Origin of the sequence: Marinobacter nanhaiticus D15-8W (genome assembly GCF_036511935.1) — a bacterium.
GTDB classification, from domain to species: domain Bacteria; phylum Pseudomonadota; class Gammaproteobacteria; order Pseudomonadales; family Oleiphilaceae; genus Marinobacter_A; species Marinobacter_A nanhaiticus.
Genome location: NZ_AP028878.1, coordinates 2,925,917 through 2,941,929, shown reverse-complemented (window position 1 = coordinate 2,941,929; position 16,013 = coordinate 2,925,917). Strand labels below are relative to the sequence as shown.

The 16,013-nt window shown below is 58.2% G+C and carries 12 protein-coding genes; 8 read left to right on the top strand and 4 right to left on the bottom strand.

Annotated elements, in window-relative coordinates; genetic code table 11:
• Positions 1–26 precede the first annotated feature (26 nt).
• Positions 27–1,148, top strand: coding sequence for a beta-ketoacyl-ACP synthase III (locus tag RE428_RS13115; RefSeq protein WP_040883547.1), 1,122 nt, complete (start codon positions 27–29; stop codon positions 1,146–1,148).
• Between the two features lie 102 nt (positions 1,149–1,250).
• Here RE428_RS13115 and RE428_RS13110 read toward each other — a convergent pair whose 3' ends face one another.
• Positions 1,251–1,658: an acyl-CoA thioesterase gene (locus RE428_RS13110; RefSeq protein WP_004582473.1), complete on the bottom strand. Its 408-nt coding sequence runs from the start codon at positions 1,656–1,658 to the stop codon at positions 1,251–1,253.
• Between the two features lie 120 nt (positions 1,659–1,778).
• Here RE428_RS13110 and RE428_RS13105 point away from each other — a divergent pair, with 120 nt between their 5' ends.
• The 5 genes from RE428_RS13105 (at position 1,779) to dinG (ending at position 9,099) form a co-directional block, all read left to right on the top strand.
• Entirely contained in the window at positions 1,779–2,573 is a 795-nt protein-coding gene (locus tag RE428_RS13105) for an MlaA family lipoprotein (protein ID WP_227500248.1), read from the top strand.
• A 101-nt stretch (positions 2,574–2,674) separates the two neighbouring features.
• Positions 2,675–4,153, top strand: a complete 1,479-nt coding sequence (locus tag RE428_RS13100) for a DUF3336 domain-containing protein (RefSeq protein ID WP_040883545.1) — start codon at positions 2,675–2,677, stop codon at positions 4,151–4,153.
• A gap of 132 nt (positions 4,154–4,285) precedes the next feature.
• The gene (locus tag RE428_RS13095) at positions 4,286–6,091 is read left to right on the top strand and encodes an ExeA family protein (protein ID WP_004582470.1); all 1,806 of its coding nucleotides are present in this window, start codon (positions 4,286–4,288) and stop codon (positions 6,089–6,091) included.
• A gap of 3 nt (positions 6,092–6,094) precedes the next feature.
• On the top strand, positions 6,095–6,961 hold the full coding sequence (locus RE428_RS13090; protein ID WP_004582469.1) for a general secretion pathway protein GspB: 867 nt from the start codon (positions 6,095–6,097) through the stop codon (positions 6,959–6,961).
• Positions 6,961–9,099, top strand: a complete 2,139-nt coding sequence (dinG, locus tag RE428_RS13085; protein WP_004582468.1) for an ATP-dependent DNA helicase DinG — start codon at positions 6,961–6,963, stop codon at positions 9,097–9,099. Before RE428_RS13090 ends, dinG begins: the two co-directional genes overlap by 1 nt.
• Positions 9,100–9,501: 402 nt before the next feature.
• Here the strand turns inward: dinG and RE428_RS13080 are convergent, their stop codons facing one another.
• A complete protein-coding gene (locus RE428_RS13080; RefSeq protein WP_004582467.1) occupies positions 9,502–12,201 on the bottom strand; it encodes a winged helix-turn-helix domain-containing protein in 2,700 nt (899 codons plus the stop codon).
• A gap of 164 nt (positions 12,202–12,365) precedes the next feature.
• Positions 12,366–13,142 carry a sulfite exporter TauE/SafE family protein gene (locus RE428_RS13075; RefSeq protein WP_004582466.1) on the bottom strand — a complete coding sequence of 259 codons (777 nt, stop codon included), beginning with the start codon at positions 13,140–13,142 and terminating at the stop codon, positions 12,366–12,368.
• Positions 13,143–13,304: 162 nt separating this feature from the next.
• On the opposite strand from RE428_RS13075, the gene cysB reads away from it, so the two are divergent.
• Positions 13,305–14,279, top strand: coding sequence for an HTH-type transcriptional regulator CysB (cysB, locus tag RE428_RS13070; protein ID WP_004582465.1), 975 nt, complete (start codon positions 13,305–13,307; stop codon positions 14,277–14,279).
• A gap of 182 nt (positions 14,280–14,461) precedes the next feature.
• On the opposite strand, the gene RE428_RS13065 is transcribed toward cysB, so the two are convergent.
• A complete protein-coding gene (locus RE428_RS13065) occupies positions 14,462–15,196 on the bottom strand; it encodes a phosphoadenylyl-sulfate reductase (protein WP_081614625.1) in 735 nt (244 codons plus the stop codon).
• 194 nt (positions 15,197–15,390) lie between these two features.
• On the opposite strand from RE428_RS13065, the gene thrH reads away from it, so the two are divergent.
• Positions 15,391–15,999, top strand: coding sequence for a bifunctional phosphoserine phosphatase/homoserine phosphotransferase ThrH (thrH, locus tag RE428_RS13060; protein ID WP_004582463.1), 609 nt, complete (start codon positions 15,391–15,393; stop codon positions 15,997–15,999).
• Positions 16,000–16,013 lie beyond the last annotated feature (14 nt).

Here is a 16,013-nt window from a genome sequence, read left to right as displayed (position 1 = left end):
AACCGAATTCGATGGTGGAGTGTCAAGTGATTAAAGCCGTTATCAGCGGAACGGGGCTCTATACGCCGCCTGCGTATATCGACAATGAAGAACTGGTCGAAGCATTCAACGTGTACGTCCAGCGTCATAATGAAACCCATGCCGATGAAATCGCCCGCGGCGAGCGCGAGCCCCTGCAGCCCTCTGCGCCCGAATTCATTGAGAAAGCGTCCGGCATCAAGCGCCGTCACGTGATCGACCGGGAAGGTATTCTCGATCCGGATCGCCTCTGTCCCTATATCCCCGAACGTTCCAACGACGAGCCCAGTGTCCAGTGCGATATGTCTGTCGCTGCAGCCAAAGAGGCTCTGGAACAGGCGGGGCGTTCGGCTGCGGATGTCGACGCGGTTATCGTTGCCTGTTCCAATATGCAACGCCCGTATCCGGCCATTTCCATCGAGGTACAGGAAGCGCTGGGCATCGACGGTTTCGCCTATGACATGAATGTGGCGTGCAGCTCCGCGACCTTCGGTCTACAGGCTGCGGTGAACTCCATCGAAAATGGCTCGGCAGATGCTGTGCTCGTGATCAGCCCGGAAATTTGTTCTGGTCACCTGAATTTCCGCGACCGGGACAGTCATTTCATTTTTGGCGACGCCTGCACCGCGATACTTGTGGAACGTGAAGACCGTGTAGGAGCCAACCAGGGCTTCGACGTTCTCGGTACGCGTTTGAAGACCAAGTTCTCCAACAATATCCGCAACAATTTTGGCTTCCTGAATCGCGCGGATGAAAAGGGCGTCGGCCAACCGGACAAGCTGTTTATCCAGCAGGGTCGGAAGGTATTCAAGGAGGTTTCACCCATGGTGGCCGAAACTATCCAGGGGCACCTGTCGGCGTTGGAACTCTCGGCGGAGGATCTCCGGCGGATGTGGCTGCACCAGGCCAACCTCAACATGAACCAGCTCATTTCCAAGCGCGTACTGGGTAGGGATGCGACCGAGGAAGAAGCACCGGTTATCCTGGACGAGTACGCCAACACCAGCTCCGCAGGTTCGATCATCGCTTTCCACCTGCACCGGGACGATCTGGCATCCGGCGATTTGGGCGTGATTTGTTCTTTCGGCGCGGGTTATTCGATCGGCAGCGTTGTTGTTCGTAAGCGCTGAGTCAGTTATTCAGTGGACGCGTTATTCAGTAAGTCAGCTATTCGGTAGAAAGGCTTCGAAAGGCCCGTCGCGACGGGCCTGAATATTGATGACAGGGGCGGTCTATTCAGTAGCCAAGGCCCGGAGTTCGTCAGGCAGCCGTGTGGATTTGCGGGTTGCGTGATCGAACCAGACAATCTTTGCATAGCCTTCCGCGTATTTATCACCGTTCTTGCTGCCGAGCAGTTCGTACCAGGTTTCGAGGCTGGTATTGCCGGCCTTGCCGATGTAGGTCCTGACCTGCACGGTAGCCGGGTAGTTGAGTTCTTTGAGGAAAGTGGCGCTGGTCGTGATGATGATAGGGCCAGTGCCGTCTGGCGCGCTGGCCAGCTCAAGGGAATCCAGCCAGGTGATTCGGGCTTCTTCAAAAAAGCGGAAATAAACCGTATTGTTGGCGTGCCCGTAAGCATCCTGGTCTCCCCAGCGCAGGGGGATATCGATGGTGTGCGTCAGGTTCCCGAACTCTGACATGCATTTTCTCCCATGTATGGCTCTTCGAAGTAATCATATAACGATAAATGCGGATCACCGCATACGACGCAACGCGCTATTTTCGGCGAAACAAGTGAAAAGTAAACCTCAGGCGGCCTGATGAAAAACCCGGTAAAGCACTCTGTCACTCGCCATGGGCGGATGATACTTAGCGTTCTATTCCTTTTTGCGGCTGGACAGGCGTTTGCCCAGCAGCCACCTCCGCCCTCCGATCAGGAGCCCATGCCCAACGCCCAGGCTGAGGAGCGCGATCCCTGGGAGGGTTGGAATCGCCAGGTCCATGCCTTCAACGAATTCGTCGATGACTGGTTCCTGCGCCCGGTTGCACAGGGCTATCGCTTCATTACGCCGAATGTTGTCGACAACGCCGTTACCAACTTTTTCACCAACCTGGGCGAGTTGAACAACTTTGCCAACAGTGTATTGCAGCTGAAAGGTGAATCCGCGGTGGTTGCGCTGGGCCGCTTCACCTACAACACGACCTTTGGCCTGGGTGGTTTGTTCGATGTGGGGACCGCTTTCGGTCTGCCGGAACGACCGGAAGATATGGGGCAGACCTTGGGTTACTGGGGCATAGGGAGCGGACCCTATCTGGTGCTGCCGTTCCTCGGACCCTCGACAGGTCGAGACTTTGGTGGGCTCGCTGTCGATCTCACAGTCATGCCCAGCACCTGGGATTACATCGAATCCCCCGAGAACTATTACCTGCGCGCCCTGCAACTGGTTGACGTGCGGGCAGACCTGATCCCTGCGGAGAGTTTTATGTCGGGAGACAGCTATACTTTCGTCAGGAATGCCTACCTGCAGAGACGTGAGTTCCTGATCAATGACGGCGAGGTCAAGTCGGATCCGTTTGCCAGCGATGACGAGGATCTGATGCTCGAGGACTTCTGATGCTCCGCCTGGGCCCGGTTGAACGGTCGCAGAGCAGTTGAATGCGCATCATTGGCAATCGGAAAGGCTCTCGGCAGGGCATGCTCGAACAAGGGGGCGGGATGATTGGAGCCAGTCGTATCGAGAAGTACCGCAGACAACTTGCCGAAGCGCCGAACTACGAGCGTTGGAAGGCCGCGGCCCTGGAACTCGATTACCTCGAAGGCAACGTGGAATGGAAGGAGGAAAATCCGTCCGATCTTTACCACTATGAGTTGATCTACGATCGCCTGACCCACCTGCGGGACTACCATCAGAACCGAGACTACGAGCGCCTCAAGCGGGCGCTTCGCGAAGGGTTACACCATGATCTTGGCAATATGGGAAATACGGCGCTCTATTCGCGTTCGAGGGTGGGAACCAAGCACCTGATCGAGACCTACATTACCCAGGTCTGCGAGTCGCTGGATTTCCTTTGCGACCATCCTGTCCCCAATTTTTCCCTGGAAGAGAAGCTCCGTTTCTTTCGTGACACCCTGACCAGTTATGGTCGGCCGGCGCTTCTGCTGAGTGGCGGGGCGTCGCTGGGCACCTTCCACCTTGGTGTTATCAAGGCGCTCTGGGAACGGGGGTTGTTACCGCAGACGATCGCCGGGTCTAGTGCAGGCGCGATCATGGCCGGCATTCTCGGGACGCACACGGACGCCGAACTGCCGGATCTATTCAACCCCGAGACCCAGCATCTCAAGGCCTGGAAGTGGAACGGTCTGCTGAAGGGGATCAACGGGCAGGGTTTAATGGATCAGAAGCAGTTGATGGCCAACCTGCGCGCCAACATGGGTGAATATACGTTCGAGGAAGCCTTCGACCGCACCGGCCGCTCCATTAATATCAGCGTGTCACCGGTGCGGGTAAACCAGAAGCCACGGCTGCTTTGCGGCTACACCTCACCGTATCTGCTGGTCTGGAGTGCGGCACTGGCGTCCGCAGCCGTGCCGGGTATATTTCCACCGGTGACCTTGATGAAGAAGGACCTGAACGGCTCGATCCTACCTTACATGGCCCGGCTGAAGTTTGTAGACGGATCGGTGGTGAGCGATTTGCCGGTCGAGCGCCTGATGCATCTTTACGATGTCAACTTCACGATTGTCAGTCAGAGTAACCCCCACGTTGTTCCTTTCCTGAACCGGCGTGGGCAGGACGAGAAACTGAGCCTCATGAATCTGCCTATGCATGCGATCAAGGCGGAAATCCAGTTTCATGGTCGAGGTGCGTTCGACTACCTACGCAAACGTGTGCGTCCGGAGCTGCTGCGCCAGGTTTCTGGTCAACTCTATACCATTATGGCGCAGCGCTATTCCGGCGATATCACCATCGCGCCTCACTACCGCTGGCGGCATTTCACCCGCATGCTGTCAAATCCCTCGCCGGAATTCGTGCGTGAGATGATGCTGGAAGGGGAGCGGGCGACCTGGCCCAAGATTTCCATGATCCGGTCCCATGCCAAGATCTCCAAGACCCTGGAGCGGTGCATCGGCAGGGTAAAGGACCAGATGCACAATCGGCGTGGGGAGTTGAGGCTAGTCTCGCGAGCGGAGTAGGCGCCGTTACAGCCGCAGCCCAAAAGGGTTACCGATGGCCGTTGAATGGTGACAGTAGTTGGAGCAGAACGGTATCATACTGATCGCTTGCGCGACGCTGACATCCGACTGGACACCCCTGACTGGACACCCATGTACTACGAGTTCTTTGGCTTTCGGGAACCGCCATTCTCGATAGCGCCAGACCCCCGCTATCTCTACCTTAGCGAGCGGCACAAAGAGGCGCTGGCCCACCTGATGTATGGTGTTCAGGGGCAGGGCGGTTTCATTGTGATCACTGGTGAGGTGGGCACCGGCAAGACGACCGTTTGCCGCTGTTTTATCGAGAACGTTCCCGAGAACGTCGATATCGCGCTGGTGCTCAATCCGCGTCTGTCCGCACGGGAGCTGCTGTCCAGCATCTGTGATGAGTTGGGCATTCGCCATCCATCCGGCAGCAGCATCAAACGCCTGATCGACCTGGTCAACCACCATTTGCTTGAAGCCCACGCCAATGGTCGTCATCAGGTCCTGATCATCGATGAAGCGCAGAATCTTTCCGCAGATGTTCTCGAGCAGTTGCGTCTACTGACCAATCTGGAAACGGCTGAAAAAAAGCTCTTACAGATTGTCCTGCTCGGCCAGCCCGAGCTTCAGGAAATCCTTGAGACCCGGCAACTGCGTCAGCTCTCCCAGCGTATCACCGCACGCTACCATCTGGATGCCATTGGCCGCGACGAGTTGCCAGCCTACCTGCGTTATCGCCTGAGCGTTGCCGGCCAGCGCAGTGAGTTTTTCAGTTCTTCCGCTTTGGGGCGGCTCTATCGGCTGAGTGGCGGTATCCCCCGGGTGATTAACCTGATCTGCGATCGCGCTTTGCTGGGTGCCTATTCCGAAGGCACCCATGAAGTCGGCAAGAAGCATATCGACCGGGCCGCCAAAGAGGTTCTTGGCAACAAACAGGTTGTCGGCAAGCAGCGCCAACATCGTGGCCTTGGCTACTTGCGGGTGGCATCGATAACTGCAGCGATTCTTGCTGCCGTGGTGGTCAGTTGGGCGGCGGTCGAGCGCCTTGGATCGGACAACGCCGACGGGGTAGCGTCCAAGGGGCAAGCTGCCGAAGTCGTGGAAGAGGCGTCACCAGCGTCGGAGCAAACAACAGAAGAAGGCGGGGACGAGGCACCATCGGTAGCATCGGATTCCCCTGCCAAGGAACCGGAGACTGCTTCCAAGGCCGCTACCGAGCAGGTGGAGGTCGTGGAGCAACCCTTTATTGATGGTCCTGATGGTTCACCCACCGAGCCGCGGGTTCCGCCGAACTGGCTGGCGGTTATGGAAAAGCCGGGGAAGGATCAGACCCAAGCCTACCGAAACCTGTTCAGTCGCTGGGGCTTCGAGTATGAGCCGACCGAATACCCTTACGCCTGTGATTTCGCCGAGACCATCGGTCTGCGCTGCCTGCACCGCCAGGGGAATTGGCGCAGTATCGAACAACTGGACCGGCCCGTGATCCTTCGTCTCTTCGACGACGAAGGCAATCCTCGTTACGCGACCCTCGTTAACCTGGAGAATGGTATTGCCCGACTGATGCTGGGGGACGAGCGCCTGGATTTGCCCCTGGAAACCGTGGACCGGTATTGGTTGGGCGACTATTCGCTGGTATGGCGCTTGCCGCCTTATCAATCCACGCTGGTGCCGTCTGGCGAAGCAGTTAGCGAGGAAGCCTGGTTGAGTGCGCGGCTGATGGAGTTGATTACGACCCTGGAAAGCAATGTCGCGCGCCAGGATGAGTTGATTGCTTCGTCGCTCCAGGAGCAGATTCAGTGGTACCAGTCCCGTAACGGACTGATCCCGGACGGTATCGCCGGGGCCAAGACCCTCATCCAGATGAATTCCGACCTGTATCCGTCGATTCCCACGCTAGCGCCTTCGCGCCGCCAGACCGCGGAGGTGCGGTAAGCCATGTCCTATATCCTCGATGCGCTCCGTCGCTCGGAATCCGAGCGACAGCAGGGGCGGGTTCCGGATCTGGCCCACTCGGTGCAAATGGTTCACAAGCCCAAACGCCGGGCTATCCCGGTTGGCGTCTGGGTGGCCCTTGCCCTGTTCTTCAACGGTGCAATCCTGGCGGTAATCTTCTGGCCGGGTTCCGGTTTTCTGGCCAGCACGGTCGATGAGCACGCGTCGGAGTCTGTAACACAGACGGAACCTGAGACCAAACCAGGGCAGGCGCAACAGGCAAGCCCGGCGAAAACGCAAACTGCAACAGACGCAGACACAGAAAAGGAAACGAACCCGGCGCCCGTTACCGAAGTGCCCGCCGAGCAGGCATTCGCCGAGGCACCACAATCGCCACCTGCCGTGCCGGTGGAGGGCGCCGAGAGGCCTGAAAGCCCGACCAGACCCGCTGAGGAGCCGATGTTGATTACGCCGTCTACGGCCGATGAAGAATTGTATCCTGAAGCCCAGGCCGGCCCCGGACTCTCCGAGGAACCGACCCTCATCGTGCCCAGTCAGAGAGAGAGCGGTCCCGGAAATGCGGGGCAGCAGACACCCGCCTACGATTTCGCCGACGGCCCGCCGGTCCAGCACCTGGTGGAGAAGCCTCTGGCGTTCCAGCGCAGCATTCCCGACCTGCGCTTCAGCAGCCATATCTATGCTTCGGATCCGGCAGCCCGCCGGGTCATGATCAACGACCATTACCTGCGTCCGGGTGACACCTTCTCCGGCATTCGCGTCGAGGCCATCACCGCAGACGGTGTAGTGCTCAGCGCGTACGGTGAGACCTTCCGGGTTGGTGTCGTTCGCGACTGGATCAGTCCCCGCTGATGGCTTTATCCGAAGACGTCAAACAGAGTATCCAGCAGGGCTATCGGGATCTCCTCGGCGGCAAGTCGATCAAGGCGCGATACGGTCAGCGTCTGATGATCGCCGAAATCGCCCGCTACCTGGGTGGTATTACCGAGAGTGATGGTAAGCGCACGTCGCCGGCCTCCGCCTGTGTCGTCGAGGCGGGTACCGGTACCGGCAAGACCCTGGCCTACCTGCTGTCCTGCATTCCCATGGCCAAGGCGATGGGTAAGAAGCTGGTTATCTCCACAGCCACGGTTGCGCTGCAGGATCAGATCGTGCAGAAGGATCTCCCGGATCTTCGCAAGCACACTAACATCGATTTTGATTGGACCCTGGCCAAGGGACGCGGTCGTTATCTTTGCCTGTCACGCCTCGAAGGACGTTTACACGACGAGGGCGTGCAGGATAGCGACACCATGCCGCTGTTCCTGTTGGACAAGCAGACCGACGACGAACCGGGTACCCGTGAATTCTTCGAAGAAATGCTTGGCCAGTACGCCTCCCGCAACTGGGATGGGGATCGTGACCACTGGCCCCAGCAGATCCCTGACGATCTATGGCGTCAGGTCACCACGGATCATCGCCAATGCACCAACCGCCAATGCAGTTACTTCGACAGCTGTGCGTTCTTCGATGCGCGGAAGGGGATCGACGATGCGGATGTGATCGTTGCCAACCACGATCTGGTGCTCGCGGATTTGGCCCTTGGCGGCGGCGCGATCCTGCCGCCTCCAGAAGAAGCGATCTTCATCTTCGATGAGGCCCATCACCTGCCGGACAAGGCGTTGAACCACTTTGCCGCTTCAGTCTCGTTGAACGCAACGCGCAGTTGGCTGAAGCAGCTATCCCAGGTCGTCGTGAAGATGAAGCCGCATCTGGCGCCGGTTTCGCTGGCGTCCAAGACGCTGGATCGGATCAGCGAGGCCTCAAGGGAATACGACGGGCGTCTGACCCAGGTCTATGAGCTGGCGGAAAAGAAGACCGAATGGACCTTCGAGGATGAACGCAACGTCGCTCAATGGCGCTATCCGGATGGTGAACTGCCGGAAGAGCTGGCGGCCGCCTCCGCAGAGGCTGGCGTGGTTTCGGCAACGCTGACGCGACAGCTGGGTGTCCTGGTAGACGAACTGCAGAAAGCATTTGACGAAAAACGTGAACATGATGTGGATCGCCAGACGGCCGAAGCCTGGTTCCCGGTCGCCGGCGGCCTGCACGGCCGGGCGGAAGAACAGCATCGGCTATGGGCTGCGTGGCAAACCGCCCGGGAAGACAAGGGCCCGCCGCCGGCCCGCTGGGCCATCCGGCAGCGTTTCGATCATGCCGAGGATATTACGTTCTTCAGTAGTCCGATACTGGCTGACAGCCTGTTATACGGCCGGCTCTGGTCCCGTGCATTCGGTATCGTGCTGACAAGCGCAACGCTGACTGCGCTGGGGCGGTTCGATCGCTTGCGCAGCCGCGCGGGTCTGCCGGAGGCGAGTCACTATCTCGTTGTCCCCAGCGCCTTCCGTTACGCCGAAATGGCGACGGTGGAGGTACCGTCTATGTCAGCGTTGCCCACCGACGCTGATGCCTTTACCGAAGCGTTGGTCGAGCGCCTGCCTGAACTTTGGCGGGACGGTGAGGCCACGCTTGTGCTCTTTACGGCGCGACGTACGATGAATGCCGTACGCGACCGTTTGGCCCCGGAGTGGCCGGAGCTGATCACCACCCAGGACGACATGGCCAAAGGTGAGGTGCTGCGCCAGCACAAATCGCGAATCGACGAAGGCCGCCCAAGCGTGCTTTTTGGTGTGGCGAGCTTCGCCGAGGGCATCGACTTGCCCGGTGAATACCTCAAGCACGTCGTTATTACCCGGCTGCCGTTCGCTGTACCGGACGATCCGATCGACGCCAGCCTGGCCGAGTGGGTCACGGCGCGTGGGGGTAATCCGTTTATGGAAATCACGGTGCCGGATGCCTCGATCCGGTTGGTCCAGGCGGTGGGGCGTCTGTTGAGGACCGAGCAGGATAAGGGGCGAATTACGATTCTCGACCGGCGTATCGTGACGCGACGGTATGGTCAGTTGTTGCTTGATGCGTTGCCGCCGTTTCGGCGGGTTATCTCTCCCTGAGTGCGTACCTGAATCGGGCACCTTCGGCGCCTCAGAAGCTGAAGCATCTGCTACATGCTCGAGTTATCCGGCCGATGTAGCCGACGCTTCAGCTTCGGAGCAACCCCCCGGGTTGCCCGCTCTCCCGCCCGCAATCTCCAGGCTCTCCGTCCGGCAAACCCAATAAAAAAAGGCGCCAATCCAAAACGGTTGGCGCCTTCGAGAAGCAGGGCTCTGACTAGATAACCCTGGGGTTTTAAGCAACACGGAACATGGAATCCAAAGGCCTGAAGTTTCAGATTCCGGAGGTGAGGTTTCCCTCACCGTCGAGAGAATAATAAGAGGCGTAGGGGCGTAGATGGATCGTCCAAAGGGCGTAGTGGGGCGAATAAATTCGATAAAAGTGTGATCTGCGTCACAAATCTATTTCAGCAAATCGAGCTGGCGAGCCCTGGCCAACGCCTCAGTCCGGCTTTTCACCTGGAGTTTTCCGTACAGGTTTCGGATGTGGGCTTTTACCGTGGTGCCGGCCACCTGCATTCGTAGGGCGATGTCTTTATTGGCAAGGCCTTCATTGATCAGCTCAAGCACTTCACTTTCCCGTGCGCTCAAGGGCTCGATCAAATCGGCGAGCGTTTTGGCTCCGGCTTTGGGTGCCGAGTCCCGTACCTTGGTCTCCGGTAACATTTCGCGCAGCTTTTGCAAATAGCGGCTATCGACGCTGGGCGATGTGGTGTCGCGAATGAGGGCGTGAACGACGGCACTTTCCTCAATGAATAGGCGGTAGATCTGCTCGCTAGAGGAGCGCTTGAGGGCTTCCACCAGGAGAGGCATCGCATCGCTGGTTTTTCCCTCTCGATCCAGAGCCTCAGCGTAGACGGTGAGGACTTCGATCAAGTGCTTGTTGTGCTGGCCGGTTTCCGTCGACAGTCGCAGTGGTGTCAACAGGGTGATGGCCTTACCGGGTTTATCGAGCGCGATCATTACCCGGGCCGCAGTAATGGCGTCCTGCTCGGCGTTGAGCGGATTACGGAATTCTTCCGGATTACGGTGCTCGAGCCATTCACGCGCCAGCTCGAGCTCACCTTTCGCCAAGTGAACGCGTGCCTTCAACGCCGCAAGGTTGGGCGGTTCGAACACGATATGTTCCCGCCGCCCGCGGAGAACCCGCTCCGCATCGTCCAATGCGCGGGTGGCCTGTTCGTAATCGCCGCGGGTGAAGGCCAAGTGCGCACGGGCATACTGGATAATCACGTGCTGGCCGGGTTCGGTACCCTGTTCCAGGTGGCCCAGTAAGGGCGCAAGGTAGGTGTCCGCCAGCTCCAGCTCGCCCCGTTCCCGGTAGATCTCGATGAGTGCGCAGTTCTGCCAGCATGAGAGCAGCTTGGGTTGCTTGGGGTCGGTGTAATGCCGGTCGATCCACTGGCGTATCGAGATACAGCTTTCAAGGGCCAGGTCGATGTGTCCTCGATTGAACTGGATCCAGGCCAGTAGCCCTCCGCTGGAAAGCACGGTAGAGGGCTTACGCTCGATCTGGCCGTGAGAGACGGCCGACTGCAAGGCTTCCTCGGCTGCGGGCAGGTCCCCGCGACCAAAGTAATCGAGGCCCAATCCGTAATAGGTGACGGACTTAAGCGGAATCTGGGTATGGTCGATGTCCCGCAGGACCTGCTGGGTCAAGTCCGATGCGCTCTTGAGGTCGCTCCGCGTGCGGGCGAGGTAGGATCGGATCAGCGCGATTTCGCTGTGCAGGCCCAGCGCACCTTCGGCATCCGGATGGGAATCGGCTACCCGACGATCGAGCAGGTCTTCCAGCCGTTCCAGGCGAGGCTCGAGGGCATCAAGCCGATTGGCGAAGAAATGCCCCCAGATCTGCAGCATGGATAGGCGCGGATTGCTTTCGACCGTCCCGGACGGCAGCTTGTCCAGCCAGTCCAGTACCGGTAAATGGAAGCCTCCGTGGATCAGGTTGTTGCCATGCTGTTCGAGGACACCGGCCAGCCATGGCCAATCTTCGAGCTGAACCAGTTGCGCAATGGCCTCCTGGATATGGTCGTGCTCCAGCAGCCAGCGGATAGCCCGGGATTGCAATGTCTGTATCCGGTCGGGATCGGTCTGCTGCAGGCGCTGGAACAGGGCCTCGCGAAACAGATCGTGATAGCGGAACCATTCGTCGCGGTTATCCAGCGGGATCAGGAACAGGTTACGCTGACTCAGGGCTTCCAACATCTCCTGACTATCCCTGGACTCCCGGACGCGATCACAGAGGGAGGCCGTCAGGCGTAGGCAACAGGCGGTGTCCAGCAGGAAGTCTGCGACGTTTTCGGGTTGCTGGTCGAGAACCTCGCTCAGGATATAGTCGTTGATCTGCCGTGACGAGTCGGGTATCAGGTTGGCCGATTGGACGTCGCCAAGTGATGGTCTGTTGCGGGCAGAAAGCGCACTGAGTTGCATGGCGGCGACCCAGCCTTCGGTTTTCTGCCAGATGCGTCGCGCTTCGTCCTTGGACAGCCTAATGGCCATGCAATCCTGGAAAAAACGATGGCATTCGTCTTCGGAGAACGCCAGCAGTTGCGGATGGATATCGTCCACCCACTGCCGGACGCGCCAGCGGGCAATGGGCAGGTCCGGTTCGGTACGGGATACCAGCACGACGGTCACACCGGGCGGCAGATAGTCGAGGAAATAGGTCATCTGGCGATGAATCTCGGCCGCCTGGATCTGGTGGTAGTCGTCGATGACGAGGTTCATTCCGCCACCGACGTTTTCTACCAGACCGTTTATCAGACCGGTAATGGCGCCTTCCAACTCGTGGGCCGCGTAGGTATTGAACGCCTGCTGACATTTTTCAAGTTCGGCAAAGCCGGCGTGGACCAGGGCACCGGTGATGTATTGCCAGAAACGGCGGGGATCGTCGTCATTGGCGTCCAGCGATAGCCAGGCGACCGGTAGGGTCTGGGTCGCACTCCACTGGTTGACCAGCGTTGTCTTACCGAAGCCGGCGGGCCCAACCACCAGGTTCAGGCGCTTGCCCTCTCGCCGCTCCAATACCTGTAGCAGGCGATTGCGAGGAATCGCCCGCGGGTCGGCAGCGGGTCTGAGAAACTTGGTCGTCAACAACATCGGGTCTGGCGAATCCGGTCAGGTCAACAGCATGGTCGCGGCGCAACGGCGCAGAACTCAACATCCTCTTAAATAAGAGGGGAGTGTATTGACGATTCTCTGCGCTGCCGCCGGTAAGTCAAGGCCGGGCCTCGACCACGGCGGAGCGTAACACCCGCCCAGACTTAGAAGAAGGTGTATTTCAGGCCGATCAGCAACAGAATGCCAGCCAGGGTGGATTGCAGGACGCGGTTGGGTAACTTGCGGGCCAGCCGGGTGCCCAGTTGGATGGCGGGAATGGAACCGATCAGCAGGGCGCCAAGCAGGTACCAATCGATATTGCCCAGATGCCAGTGGCCCATACCGGCAAGGAACGTCAGGGGTACGGCGTACGCCAGGTCGGTGCCGACGATCTTGACGCCGCTCAGGTGTGGGTAAAGCATCATCAGGATCGCGGTGCCGAACGCGCCGGCACCGACAGACGATAGAGTCACCGCAAAACCTAAGAACACGCCGGAGAGGACGGTCAGTCCTTTTTGGTGGCGTACCAGGAAAGTATCGTCGGTTTCGATGTTCCGGTGTTTCAGAATCCATGGCCGGAAGATCAACACGACTGAGGTCAGGATCAGCATCGCCCCCAGGGTGGACACCAGCAACCCCCGGTAATCCTCAGGTTCGGTAAAGAAAACGGAGAGCAGGACGATGGCTGCAAGGGAGGCGGGGACGCAGCCAATCAGCAGACGGCGGACAATAGGCCAGATAATGGTTTGCTGGCGATGATGTGCGTAGACGCCGGTGCCCTTGGTGATGGCAGCGTAGATCAGGTCGGTACCGATGGCGATGTGCGGCGGAAAGCCGAACATCAGCAGTAGCGGGGTCATGAGAGATCCACCGCCTACGCCTGTCAGTCCGACGGCGAGGCCGACACCGGCACCCGCAAGAATATAAAACAAGATATCCATAATATGATCTACACTGAAAACCGTGAACCTTCACGTTCCCTCGAATCAGGGTGAACTAAGTGCCTGAAAGGGTTTTCACTGTAGACCTTTGCATCTATTCTTAAAAAGAATTATTACTTATATTTTTATGCGAATAATAACGAAGATGGAGCGAGACGGTCGATGAAACTACAACAGCTGCGCTACATCTGGGAAGTGGCGCATCACGATTTGAATGTCTCCGCGACGGCCCAGAGCCTCTTTACCTCCCAACCCGGCATTTCGAAACAGATCCGTCTCCTTGAAGATGAGCTCGGTGTCGAGGTTTTCGCCCGTAGCGGTAAGCATCTCACCCGGATCACGCCGGGTGGTGAAACAATCATCCGTGAAGCGGGGGAGATTCTCCGCAGGGTGGAGGGGATCAAGAAGATCGCCCAGGAGTTCAGCAACCAGCGCAAGGGTGACCTGAGCATTGCCACCACGCATACCCAGGCCCGCTATGCCTTGCCGCCCATTATTCGTGGTTTTATCGATGCCTACCCGGAAGTGTCCTTGCACATGCACCAGGGTACGCCAATGCAGATCTCTGAAATGGCCGCCAACGGTGCCGTGGATTTTGCTATCGCCACGGAAGCCCTGGAGCTTTTCAACGACCTGATCATGATGCCGTGCTACCGCTGGAACCGGAGCATCATCGTGCCCAGGGACCATCCGCTGACGCAGTGCAATCCCTTAACCCTTGAGGCGGTGGCCGAGTATTCCCTTGTGACCTATGTGTTCGGTTTTACCGGTCGTTCGCGACTCGACGAGGCCTTCCAGAGCAAAGGGCTGACCCCGAAAGTGGTGTTTACCGCTGCGGATGCGGACGTGATCAAGACCTACGTCCGTTTGGGTTTGGGCGTAGGGATCATCGCCAGCATGGCGTTTGATGAGAAGACTGATGGGGACCTGGTTGCGCTGGATGCAAAGGATCTGTTTGCGCCGAGCGTCACCAAGATCGGCTTCCGTAAGGGCACATTCCTGCGCGGCTACATGTACGACTTCATCCAGCGCTTCGCGCCGCACCTGACCCGGGAAATGGTGGATGAGGCAACGCATCAGTCGAGTCGAGCCGATGTCGAGGCGTTGTTCGAAGGGATCGAATTGCCGACTCACTGAGGCGATGAGTTCTCATTAAAGCTGGGAGTTGCTGAGAATTTTGGGCAGCCCGGTGGGCTGCTCCGAAGCTGAAGCGTCGGCTACATTTGCAGCCGACTCGAGCATGTAGCAGAAGCTTCAGCTTCTGAGGCACCGAAGGTGCCTATTGAGCCTCAGCTTGCTTAAGTTCACCTAAAGCCGCTTTACTTCTCCGAAGCAATCAGATTGCCCGCGTGCAGCCCGCACTCCTTCTGCGTCGCCTCTTCCCACCACCAGCGACCTTCACGCTCGTGCTGGCCGGGCAATACCGGGCGGGTGCAGGGCTGACAGCCGATACTCACGAAGCCTTTCTCGTGAAGCTCGTTGTAAGGCGCTTCGGTAACCCGGATATAATCCCAGACTTCCTTCGAGCTCCAGTTGGCCAGCGGATTGAACTTGATCAGCGGTTTGTCCGCTGTCGAGAACGCATCATCGATCTGGACCACGGGCACATCGTTCCGGGTGCCTGGGCTTTGGTCCTTGCGCTGTCCGGTAATCCAGGCATCTACGGTGGACAGCTTCCGGCGTAGCGGGTTGACCTTGCGGATGCCGCAACATTCCTTGTGGCCATCACGATAGAAACTGAATAGTCCCTTCTCGGAAACCAGCGCCTGTACTTCCGCCGCGTCCGGAAACAGGATCTCGATATCGATGTTGTAGTGCTCCCGCACCCGTTCGATAAAGCTGTAGGTCTCGGCGTGGAGGCGGCCAGTGTCCAGTGTGAAGACCTTGAGGGTGTCCGTCAGCTTATGAGCCATCTCGATCAGCACGACATCCTCGGCGCCGCTGAAAGACACGGCGATTGAATCGTACTGTCCCAGGGCGTGTTTCAGGATGGAACGGGGTGATTGGCCGTTCAGTCTCTCATTCAGTTCTGTTATAGATTCCATCGTATTCATCGCATTATGAGCTGTGTTGAGAATCTAACACCAGGGCGTGTCCAGCAAAAGTAACGAGCTTTCATAAGGTTATACCCGCGGTGCAATTGCGGGTTCTTTTCCTTATGATAGGGCCGCTAAAATCGGGGGTAGGGCCATAGTCACCCTCAACTATTTTTACGGCGTACTGCCTGGACTTTGATTAGGAGAATCCTGTGGAACTTGCTTGCCTTGACCTGGAAGGGGTACTGATCCCTGAAATCTGGATCGCTTTTGCGGAAAAGACGGGGATTGAAGAGCTCAAGGCGACCACCCGGGACATTCCTGATTACGACGTGCTGATGCAGCAACGCCTGCGTCTGCTCGACCAGCATGGCTACGGCCTGCCGGAAATTCAGGAAGTGATCGGCACCCTTGATCCTCTCGACGGTGCGCGGGAATTCCTGGACTGGCTGCGCGAGCGCTTCCAGGTGGTGATTCTCTCCGATACCTTCTATGAGTTCGCGATGCCCCTGATGGCCAAGCTGGGCCACCCGACGTTGTTGTGCCACAAGCTTGAAGTGGACGAAAAAGGCCGTATCACCGATTACCTGCTGCGCCAGAAAGACCCCAAGCGCCAGTCAGTCCGCGCCTTTCAGCTTCTTAACTACCGTGTGATTGCAGCGGGTGACTCCTATAACGATACCACCATGCTGAAGCAGGCCGAGGCTGGCATCCTGTTCCATGCGCCGCAAAACGTGATCGATGAGTTTCCACAGTTTCCGGCGGTCCATAACTTTGAGGATCTGCGTCGGAAGTTTGAAGAGTTGAGTGAGCGTTTCTAAGTTTTTGGGCAAAC